This window comes from Sphingobium tyrosinilyticum (assembly GCF_042654265.1).
GTDB classification, from domain to species: Bacteria; Pseudomonadota; Alphaproteobacteria; order Sphingomonadales; family Sphingomonadaceae; genus Sphingobium; species Sphingobium tyrosinilyticum.
On sequence record NZ_JBHSFZ010000001.1, the window covers coordinates 81,831 to 98,393 of the forward strand.

Annotated in this window: 16 protein-coding genes; 9 read left to right on the forward strand and 7 right to left on the reverse strand. The window is 63.4% G+C overall.

Features of this window, described 5'->3' with window-relative positions:
- Positions 1-47: 47 nt before the first annotated feature.
- The 5 genes from purM (at position 48) to nadB (ending at position 5,302) form a co-directional block, all read left to right on the forward strand.
- Positions 48-1,142 carry a phosphoribosylformylglycinamidine cyclo-ligase gene (gene purM, locus ACFO3E_RS00445; protein WP_380801701.1) on the forward strand — a complete coding sequence of 365 codons (1,095 nt, stop codon included), beginning with the start codon at positions 48-50 and terminating at the stop codon, positions 1,140-1,142.
- A 142-nt stretch (positions 1,143-1,284) separates the two neighbouring features.
- Entirely contained in the window at positions 1,285-2,235 is a 951-nt protein-coding gene (gene purN / locus ACFO3E_RS00450; RefSeq protein WP_066525012.1) for a phosphoribosylglycinamide formyltransferase, read from the forward strand.
- A gap of 75 nt (positions 2,236-2,310) precedes the next feature.
- Positions 2,311-3,237 (forward strand): ABC transporter ATP-binding protein, encoded by a 927-nt coding sequence (locus tag ACFO3E_RS00455; RefSeq protein ID WP_380801703.1) that lies wholly within the window; start codon positions 2,311-2,313, stop codon positions 3,235-3,237.
- Positions 3,234-3,689: an endonuclease domain-containing protein gene (locus ACFO3E_RS00460; protein ID WP_225870574.1), complete on the forward strand. Its 456-nt coding sequence runs from the start codon at positions 3,234-3,236 to the stop codon at positions 3,687-3,689. The genes ACFO3E_RS00455 and ACFO3E_RS00460 overlap by 4 nt, the downstream gene beginning before the upstream one ends.
- 8 nt (positions 3,690-3,697) lie before the next feature.
- On the forward strand, positions 3,698-5,302 hold the full coding sequence (nadB, locus tag ACFO3E_RS00465; protein WP_066525016.1) for an L-aspartate oxidase: 1,605 nt from the start codon (positions 3,698-3,700) through the stop codon (positions 5,300-5,302).
- Here the strand turns inward: nadB and ACFO3E_RS00470 are convergent, their stop codons facing one another.
- Positions 5,303-6,148, reverse strand: coding sequence for an alpha/beta fold hydrolase (locus ACFO3E_RS00470; protein WP_066525018.1), 846 nt, complete (start codon positions 6,146-6,148; stop codon positions 5,303-5,305).
- Positions 6,149-6,306: 158 nt separating this feature from the next.
- On the opposite strand from ACFO3E_RS00470, the gene ACFO3E_RS00475 reads away from it, so the two are divergent.
- Positions 6,307-7,452 carry a serine hydrolase gene (locus tag ACFO3E_RS00475; RefSeq protein WP_066528747.1) on the forward strand — a complete coding sequence of 382 codons (1,146 nt, stop codon included), beginning with the start codon at positions 6,307-6,309 and terminating at the stop codon, positions 7,450-7,452.
- A gap of 154 nt (positions 7,453-7,606) precedes the next feature.
- Here the strand turns inward: ACFO3E_RS00475 and metH are convergent, their stop codons facing one another.
- From metH to ACFO3E_RS00495, 4 genes are all read right to left on the reverse strand, one after another.
- Entirely contained in the window at positions 7,607-10,207 is a 2,601-nt protein-coding gene (gene metH, locus ACFO3E_RS00480; protein ID WP_066525019.1) for a methionine synthase, read from the reverse strand.
- A gap of 116 nt (positions 10,208-10,323) precedes the next feature.
- The gene (locus tag ACFO3E_RS00485; protein ID WP_066525021.1) at positions 10,324-11,370 is read right to left on the reverse strand and encodes a homocysteine S-methyltransferase family protein; all 1,047 of its coding nucleotides are present in this window, start codon (positions 11,368-11,370) and stop codon (positions 10,324-10,326) included.
- A 140-nt stretch (positions 11,371-11,510) separates the two neighbouring features.
- A complete protein-coding gene (gene metF / locus ACFO3E_RS00490; protein ID WP_066525022.1) occupies positions 11,511-12,443 on the reverse strand; it encodes a methylenetetrahydrofolate reductase in 933 nt (310 codons plus the stop codon).
- Positions 12,440-13,411 carry an ArsR/SmtB family transcription factor gene (locus ACFO3E_RS00495; RefSeq protein ID WP_066525025.1) on the reverse strand — a complete coding sequence of 324 codons (972 nt, stop codon included), beginning with the start codon at positions 13,409-13,411 and terminating at the stop codon, positions 12,440-12,442. The genes metF and ACFO3E_RS00495 overlap by 4 nt, the downstream gene beginning before the upstream one ends.
- A gap of 215 nt (positions 13,412-13,626) precedes the next feature.
- Here ACFO3E_RS00495 and ACFO3E_RS00500 point away from each other — a divergent pair, with 215 nt between their 5' ends.
- Positions 13,627-13,854: a circumsporozoite protein gene (locus ACFO3E_RS00500; protein ID WP_066525028.1), complete on the forward strand. Its 228-nt coding sequence runs from the start codon at positions 13,627-13,629 to the stop codon at positions 13,852-13,854.
- Positions 13,855-14,008: 154 nt separating this feature from the next.
- On the opposite strand, the gene ACFO3E_RS00505 is transcribed toward ACFO3E_RS00500, so the two are convergent.
- Complete coding sequence (locus ACFO3E_RS00505) at positions 14,009-14,419, reverse strand: glycine zipper 2TM domain-containing protein (RefSeq protein WP_066525032.1); 411 nt, start codon at positions 14,417-14,419, stop codon at positions 14,009-14,011.
- Between the two features lie 271 nt (positions 14,420-14,690).
- Between ACFO3E_RS00505 and ACFO3E_RS00510 the strand changes: the two genes are divergently transcribed.
- Positions 14,691-15,695 (forward strand): esterase-like activity of phytase family protein, encoded by a 1,005-nt coding sequence (locus ACFO3E_RS00510; protein ID WP_380801707.1) that lies wholly within the window; start codon positions 14,691-14,693, stop codon positions 15,693-15,695.
- Between the two features lie 177 nt (positions 15,696-15,872).
- Here the strand turns inward: ACFO3E_RS00510 and rpmB are convergent, their stop codons facing one another.
- Positions 15,873-16,166, reverse strand: coding sequence for a 50S ribosomal protein L28 (gene rpmB, locus ACFO3E_RS00515; RefSeq protein ID WP_066525033.1), 294 nt, complete (start codon positions 16,164-16,166; stop codon positions 15,873-15,875).
- Between the two features lie 155 nt (positions 16,167-16,321).
- On the opposite strand from rpmB, the gene ACFO3E_RS00520 reads away from it, so the two are divergent.
- Positions 16,322-16,543 carry a hypothetical protein gene (locus ACFO3E_RS00520; RefSeq protein ID WP_066525034.1) on the forward strand — a complete coding sequence of 74 codons (222 nt, stop codon included), beginning with the start codon at positions 16,322-16,324 and terminating at the stop codon, positions 16,541-16,543.
- Positions 16,544-16,563 lie beyond the last annotated feature (20 nt).

Sequence of the window (16,563 nt, forward strand, 5' to 3'; positions counted from 1 at the left end):
CGCCAGATGTTTCCATCTGGCTCGAAAATGCTTTAGGGGGCGCGAGCATGAGCGACACCGAATCCTACAGCTACGCCAAGGCTGGCGTGGACATCGCGGCAGGCAATGCGCTGGTCCGCGCCATCGCCCCTCTTGCCAAGGCGACGCGCCGCCCCGGCGCCGACGCCGAACTGGGCGGCTTTGGCGGCTTCTTCGACCTCAAGGCCGCCGGCTATGACGATCCGCTGCTGGTCGCGGCCAATGACGGCGTCGGCACCAAGCTGAAGCTCGCCATCGACCATGATGCGCATGACGGCGTGGGCATCGACCTTGTCGCCATGTGCGCCAACGACCTTATCGTTCAGGGCGCGGAGCCGCTTTTCTTCCTCGACTATTACGCCACCGGCAAGCTGGAGAGCGGCGTCGCCGAGCGCGTGATCGCGGGCATCGCCGAAGGCTGCAAGCAAGCTGGCTGCGCACTGATCGGCGGCGAGACCGCCGAAATGCCCGGCATGTATGCGGCCGGGGATTATGACCTTGCCGGTTTCTGCGTCGGCGCGGTGGAGCGGTCGCAGGCACTGACCGGCAACAAGGTGAAGGCCGGCGATGTGCTGCTCGGCCTCGCCTCCTCGGGCGTGCATTCCAACGGCTTCTCGCTGGTCCGCCGCCTCGCCGCGGACAAAGGCTGGAAGCTCGACCGCCCGGCGATCTTCGACAATGAAGTGCTGCTGATCGACGCGCTGATGGCGCCGACCCGCATCTATGTGAAGGCGCTGCTGCCGCTGGTGCGCGGCGGCAAAATCAATGCGCTGGCCCATATCACCGGCGGCGGCCTGCTGGAAAATATCCCGCGCGTTCTGCCCGACGGCTGCCATGCCATGGTCGATGCCGATGGGTGGGAACAGCCGCGCCTGATGGCCTTCCTCCAGGCGCAGGGCAATATCGAGCCGCAGGAAATGGCGCGCACCTTCAACTGCGGAGTCGGCATGGTGCTGGCGGTGGATGCGGACGTTGCCGATGCCGTGGCGGCCGAGCTGGAAGCGGCAGGCGAAACCGTGGTCCGCGTCGGTGTCGTGGAAGCGGGCGAGAAGGGCTGCACCGTCAAGGGATCGCAAGAAACCTGGAGCGCCAAGGCCGACTGGACCGCCACGCATCTGGGTTAGCAATTATTCCCACCGTTCGTGCGGAGTAGGGACTGAGCTTGTCGAAGGCCCGTATCGAAGCAAGGGCGGGGCGCAACATCCTTCGATACGCCGCATCGACTTCGCTCAGCGGCTACTCAGGACGAACGGAGGTCGTTCGATTATGGCCAAGGCAAAAGTCGGCGTTCTGATTTCCGGACGCGGCTCGAACATGGCGGCGCTGCTCTACGCCGCCAAACATCCGTCCTGCCCCTATGAGATCGTGCTGGTCGCCGCCAACGACCCGGAAGCCGCTGGCCTGACACTGGCACAGGCGGAGGGTATCCCCACCTTCGCGCAAAGCCACAAGGGCCTGAAGCGCGCCGAGTTCGACCAGATCATCGACGCGGAACTGCGCAAGGCAGGCGCGGAATATGTCGCCCTTGCCGGTTACATGCGCCTGCTCTCGCCCGAGTTCGTCTCCGGCTGGGAAGACCGGATGCTCAACATCCACCCCAGCCTGCTCCCCAAATATAAGGGCCTCGACACCCATCAAAAGGCGCTGGATGCGGGCGACAGCCATGCCGGTTGCTCCGTCCATGTCGTCACCAGCGAACTGGATGACGGCCCTGTGCTGGCGCAAACCGAGGTCGCCATCCTCCCCGGCGACACCGCCGACACGCTTGCCGCGCGCATCCTGATCGCCGAGCATCAACTTTATTCCCGCACCCTCGCCGACTTCGTGACCCGCGAGCGCCAGCCCGAATGGCTGCTAAACAAGGTGCGCGAACGCGCCCTCGCGCTGCCCCAGGCGGACGAGGTCACATCCCACGGCATGCCCTGCTTCGGTATCGAGAAGGGCAAGAAATTCGCCTATTTCAGCCAGGATCATCATGGCGACGGCATCACGGCGGTGCTGGTCAAGACGACCGCGCCGGAAGAACAGGCGATGCTGATCGACAGCGATTCCGCTCGCTACTTCCGCCCGGCCTATTTCGGCGACGGTTGGGTCGGCATCCGCCTCGACCTGGGCGACACGGATTGGGATCAAATCGAGGACCGGCTACACAAAAGCTGGCGTGAAGTCGCGCCCAGGAAGCTGCTGGGCCTGATGGACGTGGCCGAAGAATTCTAACAGCAGCCGTTCGTTTCGAGCGATGGTGGGGAAATCCCTTCCCGAATGTTCGCGCCATCCCCATAAAGATCAGCCATGACCGACATACCCGCCCCCGCCATAGAGATCACCAACCTCACCAAAGTCTATAAAGGTGGCAAGCGCGCGCTCGACAATATCAACCTGTCCATCCCGCGCGGCCAGATTTACGGCCTGCTCGGCCCCAATGGGGCAGGAAAATCCACGACGATCAACATCCTCGCCGGGCTGGTGAACAAGACGTCGGGAACGGCCAAAATCTGGGGCTTCGACATCGATCAGAACCCCCGCAATGCCAAAAACTCGATCGGCATCGTGCCGCAGGAAATCGTCTTCGATCCCTTCTTCACGCCCTTCGAGACGTTGGAAAATCAGGCGGGCTATTATGGCGTGCCGAAGGAACGCCGACGCTCGCTGGAACTGCTGCGCGCGGTGCATCTGGAGGACAAGGCCCATGCCTATGCCCGCACCCTGTCGGGCGGCATGAAGCGGCGGCTGCTGGTGGCGAAGGCGATGGTGCACAGCCCGCCGATCCTCGTGCTGGACGAACCGACTGCCGGCGTCGATGTGCAGCTACGTCAGCAGCTGTGGGAATATGTGCGTGAACTCAATGCGCGCGGCGTGACGATCGTGCTGACGACCCATTATCTGGAAGAGGCCGAGGAGCTGTGCGACCGCATCGGCATCATCAACCACGGCCGCCTCATCACCGACAAACCTACCCGCGAGTTGATCGCCATGGCGCAGGAGAAGGTGGTGCAGGTCACCGTCGATCGCGACATAACCGCCACGCCCGACGCACCCTGCTTCGAGAAAGTCGAACTTTCCGATCCACGCACGCTGACGATCACCTACATGAAGGACCGCGCCAACGCAGGCCAAGTGCTGAGCGCCGTGCAGGCGAGCGGCCTTTCCATCGTCGATGTGGTGACGCGCGACCCGGACCTGGAGGACGTGTTCCTCCATCTGACGGCGGCTGCGTGAGGGAAGACGATCCTGTTCCCCCTCCCGCTAGCGGGAGGGGCGATTGGGGTCGGGCAATCGGGAGGTGGGCCCGCGCAACGCTTCAAACGACGCAACACAGCGCGCGCCAAGAGCTGAGAAACGCCGCTCCCCCACCAGAACGTCTCTTGTGGCAACAGCTACGCGCCCGCAAACTCCGCTATAAATTCAACCGTCAGCTACCGATCGGCCCTTACTTCGCCGACTTCCTGTGCCGCGAACTTAACCTCATCATTGAAATAGACGGAGCGAGCCACGACCGCAGCGTTGATTATGATGCGCGCCGAGAAGATTACTCCCGCTCCCGAGGCTATCCAATCTTGCGCTTTTCAAATGCTGATGTGATGGAAAACCTTGAAGGCGTTGTGTCGCATGTCCAGGCGACGCTTGCCCAGGCCCACCCCCAGTCCCTCCCGTCAACGGGAGGGGAGTAAGGTTTCGAATGCCCACCACCACCCATGACGTCGTCATCATCGGCTCCGGAGCCGCCGGGCTCACCGCCGCGATCAGCCTGGCGCAGGACCGCAAGGTGTTGGTGCTCGCCAAGGCGGCGCTCGACAGCGGCTCCACCAACTGGGCGCAGGGGGGCATTGCCGCCGTACTCGACGCAGGTGACAGTTTCGAGGCGCATGTCCGCGACACAATGGTCGCTGGCGCGGGGCTCAACAATCGCGAGACGGTCGAGTTCGTCGTCTCCGAAGCCCCTGCGGCAATCGATCGGCTGGCGGAACTCGGCGTCCCCTTCAACGGCGGCGAGGAATTTGGCGAACGCTGGCACCTGACGCGCGAAGGCGGGCACAGCCATCGCCGCATTGTCCATGTCGATGACGCCACCGGCCATGCCGTGCAGGTCGCGCTGCTGAAGGCCGCACGCGCCAATCCCAACATCACTCTGCTGGAGGACATGGTCGCCATCGACCTCATCACCAGCCGCCACGCAGAGAAATATTCGGGAGACGGTCACGTTTGGGGCGTTTACGCCTTCAACAAGAATAGCGGCCATGTCGATGCGCTGCTTGGGAAAGCGACGATCCTGTGCACCGGCGGGGCGGGCCGCACTTATCTCTTCTCGACCGCGCCGCGAGGAGCGACCGGCGACGGCATCGCCATGGCCTGGCGCGCGGGCTGCCGCGTCTCCAACATGGAGATGAACCAGTTCCATCCGACCTGCCTTTACAATCTGGAGGTCAAGAATTTCCTGATCACCGAAGCCGTGCGCGGCGAAGGCGGCCACCTGAAGCTACCGCCCGGCGTACCCGGCGGCGGAGAGCGGTTCATGCCACGCTTCGACCCGCGCGCCGAACTAGCTCCCCGCGACGTCGTCGCCCGCGCGATCGACCATGAGATCAAGCGCCTCGGCCTCGACTATGTCCATCTCGACATCAGTCACAAGCCGCCGGAGTTTGTGCGCACCCACTTCCCGACCATCTATGCGCGGCTGCTCGACCTCGACATCGACATCACCAAAGAACCGATCCCCGTCGTCCCGGCGCAGCATTATACCTGCGGCGGCGTGGTCATCGACCTGGACGGCCGCACCGACCTGCCCGGCCTCTATGCCGCTGGCGAAGTCACGGAAAGCGGCCTGCACGGCGCCAACCGCCTCGCCTCCAACTCGCTGCTCGAATGTTTCGTGTTCGGCGAAACAGCGGCGAAGCACATCCGCGCCCATTGGGACGAACTCCCCTCGCCCCCGTCGATCCGGCCGTGGGACGAAAGCCGCGTCACCAACAGCGATGAAGAAGTGATCGTCCAGCATAACTGGAAGGAAATCCGCCGCTTCATGTGGGATTATGTCGGCATCGTCCGCACCACCAAGCGGCTGGAGCGGGCGCAGCACCGCATCGACCTGCTCGCCAAGGAAGTGGACGAATATTACGGCCATTTCCGGGTGACTTCGGACCTGATCGAACTGCGTAATCTGCTGGAGGTCGCGCGCCTCGTCGTCCGCTCGGCGCTCAAGCGCAAGGAAAGCCGAGGGCTGCACTATACGCTCGACTATCCGGACATGCTGCCCGAGGCCGTGGACACGGTTCTGACGCCCTGATCAGGGGCTGAGGAAGTCCCTCACGACTGTCGCGAAGCGCGCGGGTTGGTCCGCCATGACGACATGACCGCTAGGACCGATCGGCACCAGACGGACGCCTTTCTTGGCGGCATAAGCAGCACGGAAGGTGCGCCCGATGGCGTTCGCCTGCGTCGGGTCTGCGCCCACCGCATAGACAACCTCCATGGGCGCGGCGATCCGGCCAAGCTGCGGCTCAAGGTCGATGCTCGCCAAGTCCCGCAGCGCATTGGCGATGACGTCAGGATCGCTCCCCTTCGCGCCCGGAGCCTGCGCCAATATCTGCGCCAGATAGGTCCGCCCCGCCTTGGTCCCCGTAAAATATTGACTCAACTGATCGGCCAGATAGCCCATGCCCTGCGCGGTGCCGCCGACCATCGCCGCGCCCTCAGGCAGCATATCGACCACCATCAGCCGCCCGGCCAGACCCTTCAGCCCCAACATCATCGCCAGAGTGCCGCCCATGGAATGGCCAATGATCGCCGGACGCTCCAGCCCCGCCGCCCCCATATAGCGCGCAACCTCATCGGCCAGCGGCTGCACCAGCGGCCCGCTGGCATTGGCATCGGCCGCCAGCCCCGCAAAACCGCGCACATGAACGAGGTGCCAGCGGCAGCCCGGCACCGCCGCCATCAGGCCATTCCATAAACCCGGTCCGCTCGCCAGCCCGGCGATCAGCACCACGTCGCGCCCCGTGCCCCGCACCGTCACCGCGATCCGCCGCGACGTGAAGGGGGCAGCCAGCGCCGCGCCGCCCAGCATCACCCCGCCGGCCGCTGCCATGCCGCTCAGCAGCAGCGTGCGCCTATCCACAAGTCCAGCCATCATCGCGCTCTCATCACCCGTCGCGGCTTAACCTTAACTGAGCGCAAGCAGCAGCCCGTTCAGACTCCTTACATCGCAATTGTGGAATCATTCATCGCATGAACCTTGTCAGCAATGAGGCCCGCGCCACGAAGGACGAGTGGGAGAGCGCGGGGACGCACATGAATGATGGAAATAACGGGCGCGGGTTGCGCCCTGATGGCGGTTCGGCCCGCCTTGTCTTGTTGATGGCGGCGCTGTCGGCTTGCGTCAGCGCGCCTGTCGAACCTCAGGCCAAAACACCGCAGCGGGTGCAGCCGACCACATCGACCTATCCGATCAAGCCGGTCGCCAATCCGCCCAAGCCGTTCCAGGCGCTGGACGTCGATCAGCGCGAAACCCCGCCGCCCGCTCTCGTCAGCGTCGTGCGCAACCTTGGCCAGAGCTTCAATGGCAAGGTCGGCATCGCCGTCCGCCGGATTGGCAGCGACTGGACCGTGGCATGGAACGGCAGCGCCCTCTTCCCGCAGCAGAGCGTGTCCAAGCTCTGGGTGTCGATGACCTTCCTCGATGCGGTCGATCGCGGCAAGATCCGCCTGTCCGACACGACGACGATCACGCGCAAGGACCTTACCCTCTTCCACCAGCCGACAGCCGCTCTGGTCGGCAATAGCGGCTGGACCACCAGCTATTCCGATCTGATGCGCCGCGCGATGACACAAAGCGACAACACCGCCAACGACACGCTGCTGCGCGCCGTGGGTGGGCCGGAAGCGGTGCGCAGCTATCTTGCCCGCCGCTACATCAAAGACATACGCTTCGGCCCCGGCGAGCGGTTACTGCAGGCGACCGCGGCGGGCTTGGAATGGCGGCAGGATTATTCGATCGGCCGCAGCTTCTATGCCGCGCGCGACAGGGTGCCGATGGCGGCGCGCGTCAAAGCGCTCGACAATTATCTCGCCAGCCCCCCCGATGGCGCAGCGCCCTCGTCCATCGTGAATGCGCTGGCAAAGCTCAAGGAGGGCAGCATGCTCTCCCCCGCTTCCGCGCAATTGCTGATGTCGATCATGAGCGAGGCAAAGACCGGACCGCAGCGGATCAAGGGCGGCGTGCCGGCAGGCTGGCACTATCTGCACAAGACCGGCACCGGCCAGATTTTGGGCGCACGCTCGACCGGCTTCAACGATGTCGGGATCATGACCGCGCCGGACGGCACCAGCTACGCCGTGGCGGTGATGATCGGCAGCACCACCGAGCCCATACCCACGCGCTGGCAGCTCATGCAGGCCGTGGCGAAGGCGGTCGCCGCCAATCACGAGAAACGGTAACCTAATCCTCCCCATTGCAAGATGGGGAGGGGGGACCATGCGCAGCATGGTGGAGGGGCGACGGTGAAACCGTCGCTGTCGCGAAGGGCCCTCCACCATTCGCATCGCGAACGGTCCCACTCCCCACGCTTCGCGCAGGGAGGATATCCAGAGGTCAATCCATGTTCGGCCGCAACCAGCGCTCCGCCGTCTCCAGATCGACCCCGCGGCGCTGCGCATAATCTTCCAGCTGATCGCGACCCACCCGCGCGACGCCGAAATATTCCGCCTGCGGATGGCCGAAGTAAAAGCCGCTGACCGCCGCAGTCGGCAGCATCGCAAAGCTTTCCGTCAGCGTGATCCCCGTCGCATGATGCGCGTCCAGCATGTCGAACAGCAGCGGCTTCAAACTATGCTCCGGGCAAGCCGGATAACCGGGCGCGGGCCGGATGCCGCGATATTGCTCCTTGATCAGCGCCTCATTGGTCAGCTGCTCCCCTTCGGCATAGCCCCACAGCGCGGTGCGGACATAATGGTGCAGCCGCTCGGCAAAGGCTTCCGCCAGACGATCCGCCAGCGCCTTTAGAAGAATGTCCGAATAGTCATCGATCGCGGCCTTGAACCGCGCCAGATGCGGCTCGATGCCGTGGATCGACACGGCAAAGCCGCCCATCCAGTCGCCATTGGGGCTGATGAAGTCAGCCAGGCACATATTCGCCCGCCCCTCGCGCTTCGCGATCTGCTGGCGCAGCATCGGCAGGCGGACATGATTTTCGTCCTCGACATGGACGATGATGTCGTCACCCTCGCGGCGGCAAGGCCACAGGCCGCACACACCGCGCGCGGTCAGCCATTTCTCATCAATGATGCGGTCAAGCATCGCCTGCGCGTCGTTGAAAAGACTGGTCGCGCTTTCCCCCACCACCGCATCTGACAGGATCGCCGGATAATTGCCCGCCAATTCCCAAGCGCGGAAGAAGGGCGTCCAGTCGATATAGTCGCGCAGATCCTTCAGGTCCCAATCGGGAAAGCGATGCACGCCGGGCAGGCGTGGCTTGCCAGGCTTCAGGCTCTCGTCGATCTCAAACCCGTTGGCGCGCGCGTCTTCGATCGGCACCAGCGCACTATGCCCCTTGTTCGCACGGGCGACGCGCACATGCTCATAGTCGTCCTTTGTCTTCTGGACGAAATCGTTTTTCTGCGTTTCGGAGACCAACGCCGTCGCCACGCCCACCGCTCGGCTGGCGTCCAGCACATGCACCACAGGCCCGGTAAAGGCCGGATCGATGCGCAGCGCCGTATGCACCTTCGACGTGGTCGCCCCGCCGATCAGCAGCGGCATGGTCATGTTGGCGCGCTGCATTTCGGCAGCTACCGTCACCATCTCGTCCAGCGACGGCGTAATGAGGCCCGACAGGCCGATCATGTCCGCGTCATTCTCGTTTGCGGCCTTGATGATGTCCTGCCAGGGCACCATCACGCCCATGTCGATCACCTCAAAGCCGTTGCACTGCAGCACGACGCCGACGATATTCTTGCCGATATCATGGACGTCGCCCTTGACCGTCGCCATTATGATCTTGCCCTTGCCCTTGGCGCCCGGCTCCTTTGACGCTTCGATGAAGGGCAGCAGATGCGCCACCGCCTTCTTCATGACGCGCGCCGATTTCACCACCTGCGGCAGGAACATCTTGCCCGCCCCGAACAGGTCGCCCACGACGTTCATGCCGTCCATCAGCGGGCCTTCGATCACCTCGATCGGCTTCACGGCGGCGAGGCGGGCTTCCTCCGTATCCTCGACAACATACATGTCGATGCCCTTGACCAGCGCATGCTCCAGCCGCTTGGCGACCGGCCAGCCGCGCCATTCCTGCGCCGCCTTTTCGGACGCCGCGTCCTTACCCTTATAGCTTTCGGCCAGCGCCACCAGGCGATCCCCGGCTTCAGGATCGCTATTCAGCAGCACATCCTCGCACGCCTTGCGCAGCGCCGGATCGATGGCGTCATAGACGTCGAGCTGCCCGGCATTGACGATCGCCATGTCCAGCCCCGCCGGGATGGCGTGGTAGAGGAAGACCGAATGCATCGCCCGCCGCACCGGCTCATTGCCGCGGAAGGAAAAGGAGAAGTTCGACAGCCCGCCCGAAATATGGACATGCGGGCAGCGCGCCTTGATCTCACGGCACGCCTCGATGAAGTCCATGCCGTAATTATTATGCTCCTCGATCCCGGTCGCGACCGCAAAGATATTGGGATCGAAGATGATATCTTCAGGCGGGAAGCCGATGCTCATCAGCAGCTTGTAGGCGCGCTCGCAAATCTCGACCTTGCGGGCCTTGGTGTCTGCCTGCCCCGTCTCGTCGAAGGCCATGACCACCACCGCCGCGCCATAGGCCATGCAGAGCCGCGCATGATGCAGGAAAGCCTCTTCGCCCTCCTTCATGCTGATCGAGTTCACCACCGGCTTGCCGGACACGCATTTCAGCCCCGCCTCGATCACTTCCCATTTGGAGCTGTCGATCATCACCGGAACACGGCTGATGTCCGGCTCGGAGGTCATGAGCTTGAGGAAGGTCGTCATCGCCTCGACCGCGTCGAGCAGGCCCTCGTCCATGTTGACATCGACGATCTGCGCGCCGTTCTCCACCTGATCGCGCGCGATATCGATGGCCGCGGCATAGTCGCCCGCCATGATCAGCTTCTTGAATTTGGCCGATCCGGTGACGTTGGTGCGCTCACCGATGTTGACGAAAGTGGCGGTGGAGGTCTTGGTCATTTCAATTCTCTTCTCCCCTCCCGCAAGCGGGAGGGGCCGGGGGTGGGCCGTCTCGGGATGGCGCCTGGATCAGCCCACCCCCTAGCCCCCTCCCGCCTGCGGGAGGGGGAATAATCTTACGCCGCGATATGCATCGGTTCGAGGCCCGCAAGCCGCGTCACCACCGGCAACTCCGGCACCACGCGAGGCTTATGCCCCGCCAGCGCCTTCGCGACCGCGCCGATATGAGCAGGCGTCGTACCGCAGCAACCGCCGACCATATTGACCAGCCCCTCATCCACCCACTGGCGAATGAGCGAAGCGGTCGTTTCCGGCAGCTCATCATACTGCCCCAGCTCATTGGGCAGCCCCGCATTGGGATAGGCCAGGATCAGCGTATCGGCATTCTTCGCCAGTTCGCTCAGATAAGGCCGCAGCAAATCCGCCCCGAAGGCACAGTTCACCCCGATGGTCAGCGGCTTCAAATGCCGCAGCGAATACCAGAAGGCATTGATCGTATGCCCCGACAGGTTCCGCCCGGACATGTCGGTGATGGTGAAGCTCAGCATCAGCGGCACCGGCCGCCCGGCCGCAGCCTCGGCCTCCCGCGCCGCCATGCCTGCAGCCTTGGCGTTCAGCGTGTCGAAACAGGTTTCGACCAGCAGGAAGTCCACCCCACCCTCGATCAGCGCGTCGCACTGCTCGCGATAGTCGGCCTTGAGCGTATCATAGTCGACCTCTCGATAGGCCGGGTCGTTCACATCGGGCGAGATCGACAGCGTCTTGTTCGTCGGCCCGATCGACCCCGCCACGAAACGCGGACGCCCATCCTTTGCCGTAGCGGCCTCGCACGCCTTGCGCGCGATGTGGGCAGCGGCGATGTTGATCTCCCGCACCAGATGCTCACAGCCATAATCGGCCATGGCGATCTTGGTGGACGAGAAGGTGTTCGTCTCGATCATGTCCGCCCCGGCGTCGAGATAGGCGGTGTGGATGCCCTCGACGATATCCGGCCGGGTCAGACAGAGCAGGTCGTTATTGCCCTTCTGATCCTTCGCCAGATCGAGCGACCCACGATAATCCGCCTCGGTCAGCCCATGCTTCTGGATCGACGTGCCGTAGCCGCCGTCGAAGATCATGATCTTTTCCGCCGCCAAGGCGCGGAATAATTGTTCAGCGGTCATATTTCGTCCAACTCCGCCCAAAAATTCAGCCGTTCGTCCTGAGTAGGGGCTGAGCTTGCCAAAGACCCGTATCGAAGGAACCTTCGATACGCCATTTCGACTTCGCTCAATGCTACTCAGGACGAACGGAACTCAACATCTTACGCCATCGCCGCCACCTGCGGCCGAAGCCCGAGCAGATGGCAGATCGCATAGCTCAGTTCCGCCCGGTTGAGCGTATAGAAATGGAAGTCGCGCACCCCACCCGCATAAAGCTTGCGGCACAGTTCCGCCGCCAGCGTCGCGGACACCAGCTGCCGCGCAGCGGGCAGGTCGTCCAGCCCCTCGAACAGCTTGCCCATCCAGCCGGGAACATCGGTGTTGCACATGGCCGACATGCGCTGAACCGCCGCGAAATTGCTGACCGGCATGATGCCGGGGATGATCTCCGCATCGATCCCCGCCGCCGCAACCGTGTCGCGGAAACGGAAGAAGGTGTCCGGCTCGAAGAAGAATTGCGTGATCGCCCGGCTCGCGCCCGCGTCCAGCTTGCGCTTGAGATTATCGATGTCGCTCTGCGCATTCAGCGCGTCGGGATGCGTCTCGGGATAGGCCGCCACCGAAATTTCGAAAGGATGCCGCTTACGCAGCCCTTCGACCAGTTCCGCCGCGCCTTGGTAGCCTTCCGGATGCGGCTCGAATTTGCAGCCCGCCTCAGGCGGATCGCCGCGCAGCGCGACGATATGCCGCACGCCTGCTTCCCAATAGGCGTCCACCACCTCGTCGATCTCGGCCTTGCTCGCCGCCACGCAGGTCAGATGCGCCGCCGCCGACAGGGGCGTTTCCTTCGCGATCCGCGCCACCGTGTTATGCGTCCGCTCCCGCGTCGAACCGCCCGCGCCATAGGTGACCGATACGAACTTCGGCGCCAACGGCGTCAGCGTCTCGATCGCGGACCAGAGCTGCTCCTCCATCTTCTCCGTCTTGGGCGGGAAGAATTCGAAGCTCACATTCAGGTCGCCCGCGAGGTCCGCATAGAGCGGCGCGTCCAGCGCCCGCCGGGCCTCTTCGACGGAAGGAAAGGAAAGTGTCATGCGGAAAGTCGTCCTTCATGTCGCAGGATGCGCGCGCCCAGACGCCGCCCCAGCCATAATACCACCGTCAGTTCCTGGCCGGGCATCACCTCCACCCGCTCCAGTTCCAGGCCCGCCTGCGCGAACCAGCTTTCGATCTGCTCGTCGGAAAAGCCCAACCGCGCATGCTGGTCGCGCAGCCGCAGCTCTTCCCTCTCATGCGCCGCAAAGTCCGCGATCAGCACCCGGCCCCCTGCCGCAGTCACCCGAGCCGCCTCGGCGATCACTACCTCGGGCGCCTGCGCATAGTGCAGAACCTGGTGCAGCACCACCGTGTCGATGCTGCCCGGCTCCAGCGGAAGCGCGCCGAAGTCGCCCAGCACCAGCGCATATTTGCCCCCTGCATCCTCAGGCAGCTTGGCACGCGCCAGGCGCAACATGTCGGGGCTGCGATCAAGCGCTGTGACCTGATCGGCCGACGGGCCGAACAGCTCGATCATCCGCCCGGTGCCGGTGCCGATATCCAGCAAATGCCCGATCGCCTCCGCCCCCAGCAGCGCCGTCATCGCGGCTTCCACATCCACATCAGGCACATGCAGCGACCGGATCGCGTCCCATTCCTCGGCATGTTCGGCGAAATAGCTCTCCGCTGCGCGCGAACGGTCCGCCCGCACCGCCGCCAGCCGGGCAAGGTCGGCCTTCTGCCACAGCTCTTCGCTTTCGGACGGGACCAACTGATCGAAAAGCGTCAGGAACGGCGCGATCGCGACGGCTTGCCCCAATCGCAGAAAAACCCAATTGCCTTCCTTGCGCCGCTCGACCAATCCCGCTTCGGCAAGGATGCGGACATGGCGGGAAACGCGCGGCTGGCTTTGGCCCACGACCTGCGCGATCTCCCCGACCGCCAGCTCCATCGCGCGCAGCAGATAGATGATACGCAGCCGCGTCGGATCGCTCAAAGCTCTGAAGATGTCGAGTGCGGCGCTCATGCTTTATCCATATAAAGAAATCTTTATATACGTCAATGGCCGCGCCGCGACTTCCCTTTGCCACTTCGACAAAAGCCAGCAAAATGGCGAGTCGCATGAATGGGATTGCCATGAGTCGCCCAATTCATTACGAATCGGCCCCGCAGGCGCAAAGGGGGGTGAACTTTTCTCCGAGAGTGGTCTGCACTGTTTTTATCTCTGAGAGGGGTTTGCCCATGACCAAGTCGATTGCTCTTTCGCTCGTTCTCGCCGCGTCGCTCGGCCTCGCCGCTTGCTCGGGTAACGCCGACAACGCCGCCAATGCTTCGGCCAACGCTGCTGAGAATGCTTCGAATGCTGCCGACAATGCCATGAACGCCGCTGAGAACGCTGCCGTGAACGCTGCCAACGCTGCTGAAAACGCCAGCAACGCTGCCGCGAACGCCACCGCCAACGCGATGTAATTCCCTTTCGGGATATGTTGGGAACAGGGCCGCCCGGCAACGGAGCGGCCCTTTTCTATTGGGCTTGGGTGACAGCTCCACCCCCAGCCCGCGGCGGGCAAAAAAAAGGGCCGCCCAACGGGCAGCCCTTCTTCTTTAATAATGCGGACCGTAATCAGCAGTCGCGATCGATCGCCCGGCCGGCCAGCGCACCCACGCCCGCGCCAACGATGGCGCCCGTCGTGCCGTCACCCCGGCGTCCATAGCGGCCGCTGCCCTTGCCGATCTCATTGCCGAGCAGGCCGCCCGCGATCGCACCGATGATGGTCCCGCCGGTCCCATTGTCCCGGCAACGATAGCCGCCCCGGTAACCGCGATAATAATTGTCGCGATAATAGCGGTCGCCACGATAGCCGCGATAATAGTCGCCGCGATAACCACGATAGCCCCTGTCGCCGCGATAATAGTCGCCGCGTTCATAACGGCCCCAGCCATCGCGCGCCTGGGCCGGCGCCGCACTGACGGCGAGAGAGGCAGCGCCCATTGCCAGCGCCGCCCCCATATTGATCAAAAACTTGGTCTTCATGGCGTTGCTCCTCAAAATCTTGCCATCGATCCCGGTGCATATTGGTGTTGCCCGCACCATCGATTGCACCCCTTTTGCCCGATTCGCATTGAGCCAAGCCTGAATGGGCGTGTCAGCCGCCGTTCAGATAAAATCTCCTCCGTCCAAATGCTTGTCAGCGCTTTCTCGTGATCCGCCATTCTACGCTTAAAAAGAGCACATGTCCCATGCGCGGACTGATTAGGCAGGAAGGCCATTGGTTCGCGGCACCGGATTGCTTATGGCGGGGGCGATGCGCCGAATATTGATCGTTTTGCTCCTTGCGATCCTGCTGTTGCCGGCGCCGCACAAGAATAAGCCTGAATTGTTTGGCCCTGGCCGCCTACTCGTCACCGCGCGGGCGCTGCCTTTAAGCGCTACGGACCCGGCGATCCACAGCAGCGGCGCGCTCGACTATCTCGGAGGCTGGCAGCTCAGCAGCCCCCATCGCGGCTTCGGCGGCATCTCCTCGCTCCTGGTCGATGGGCGGGACGAAGTGCTTGCGCTGAGCGACTCCGGCACGTTAATGGGCTTCACCCTCCATCCCGGCCCCGGCAGCCGCCATCCCTTCATCGCGCCCCTGCCGGTGCGAACGCAGGACCAGGATCAGCCCTGGTGGGCCTGGGATTCAGAAGCGATTGCCCATGATCCGGTCACGGATCGCTATTGGGTCGGCTTTGAAATGCTCCAGCGCATCTGCCGCTATGCGCCCGGCTTTTCGCGGGTAGAATCCTGCCGCACATGGCCGGAGATCGAAGCATGGCCGGAGACCGGCTCGATAGAATCGATGGCGCGCCTGCCGGATGGCCGCTTCCTCGTGATCGCCGAGATGGGGATGAGGGGCGACGGCACCCACGATACGCTGCTGTTCAGCGGCGACCCTGCGGAGAGCGCCACCCCATCCCCCATCCACCTGCGCTATGTGCCGCCAAAGGGATACAGGCCCACGGACGCCGTTGCGTTGGATGGACGGCGCTTGCTGGTGCTGAACCGCCGCGTCACGCTGAAGGACCTTTTCACCGCCACCTTGGCGGTGATCGAACTGCCCGCCAGCCCCCGCCCCGACGATCGCCTGTGGGCCCGCCCGATCGCCCGGCTCGCGCCACCGCTCTTGGCCGACAATTTCGAAGGGCTCGCAATCACCCGCGAAGGCAGCAGGATTATCCTGTGGATCGCGTCAGACGATAATCACGAATTTTTCCAGCGCACCCTGCTGCTGAAATTTGCGCTGAAGCAGGGCAGGCCCGACATTCCCTAACCGTCACCCCGGGCTCGACCCGGGGTCCCGCTTATTCGGAAAGCGCAGGAAGGAAGCGGGACCCCGGATCACATCCGGGGTGACGGATTGCCCATCCCGAATCCGCCTCGACCCTCGAGCAACGCAAAAAAGCGGCCCGTCGCCAGGCCGCTTCTTAAAGCCGAATATCGAACCGAATCAGGCGGCCGCAGCAGCCTGCTTCTTCACGATGTCGCGCTTCAGGCGGCGCGCCTTCAGCGACAGCTTTTCATCGTTGGTCTTCAGCAGCCAGTTGTCCAGGCCGCCATTATGTTCGACCGAACGCAGACCATGGGTCGACACGCGCAGCTTCACGGTCGTTTCCAGCGTTTCGGAGATGAGCGACACGTTCTGCAAGTTGGGCAGGAACACGCGCTTCGTCTTGTTATTGGCGTGGGAAACATTGTGACCCACCTGGCGGCCCTTGCCGGTCAACTCGCAAATGCGCGACATAGTCAATCAACCTTGTAGTTCATGTACGTTCGGAAAGCGGCGCCACTAACCGGATTCCCACCGCGCGTCAAGCCGCTCCGCCCGATGGTCGGACCGCTTTCGCAACCCTTTTCCCCGCTCGGACGTTTGCTGCCCATAGAGGAAAGGAAGGCGCAATGCGACTCATTGGCGGCTTGTTGCTGATTGTGCTGCTGCTGCTGGCTGGGGGCATCGCCACCGGCTTCATCAACCTGCAGAAAACGCAGGAAGGCAGCCTGCCCAAGATCGCGGTAGAGGGCGGGCAACTGCCTAAATTCCAGGCCGATGTGGCGAAGGTCGAAGTAGGCACCCGCAACGAAACGGTCGAAGTACCGACGGTGGACGTGAAAAAGCCCTGATCATTCCGTAACGCAGGAAC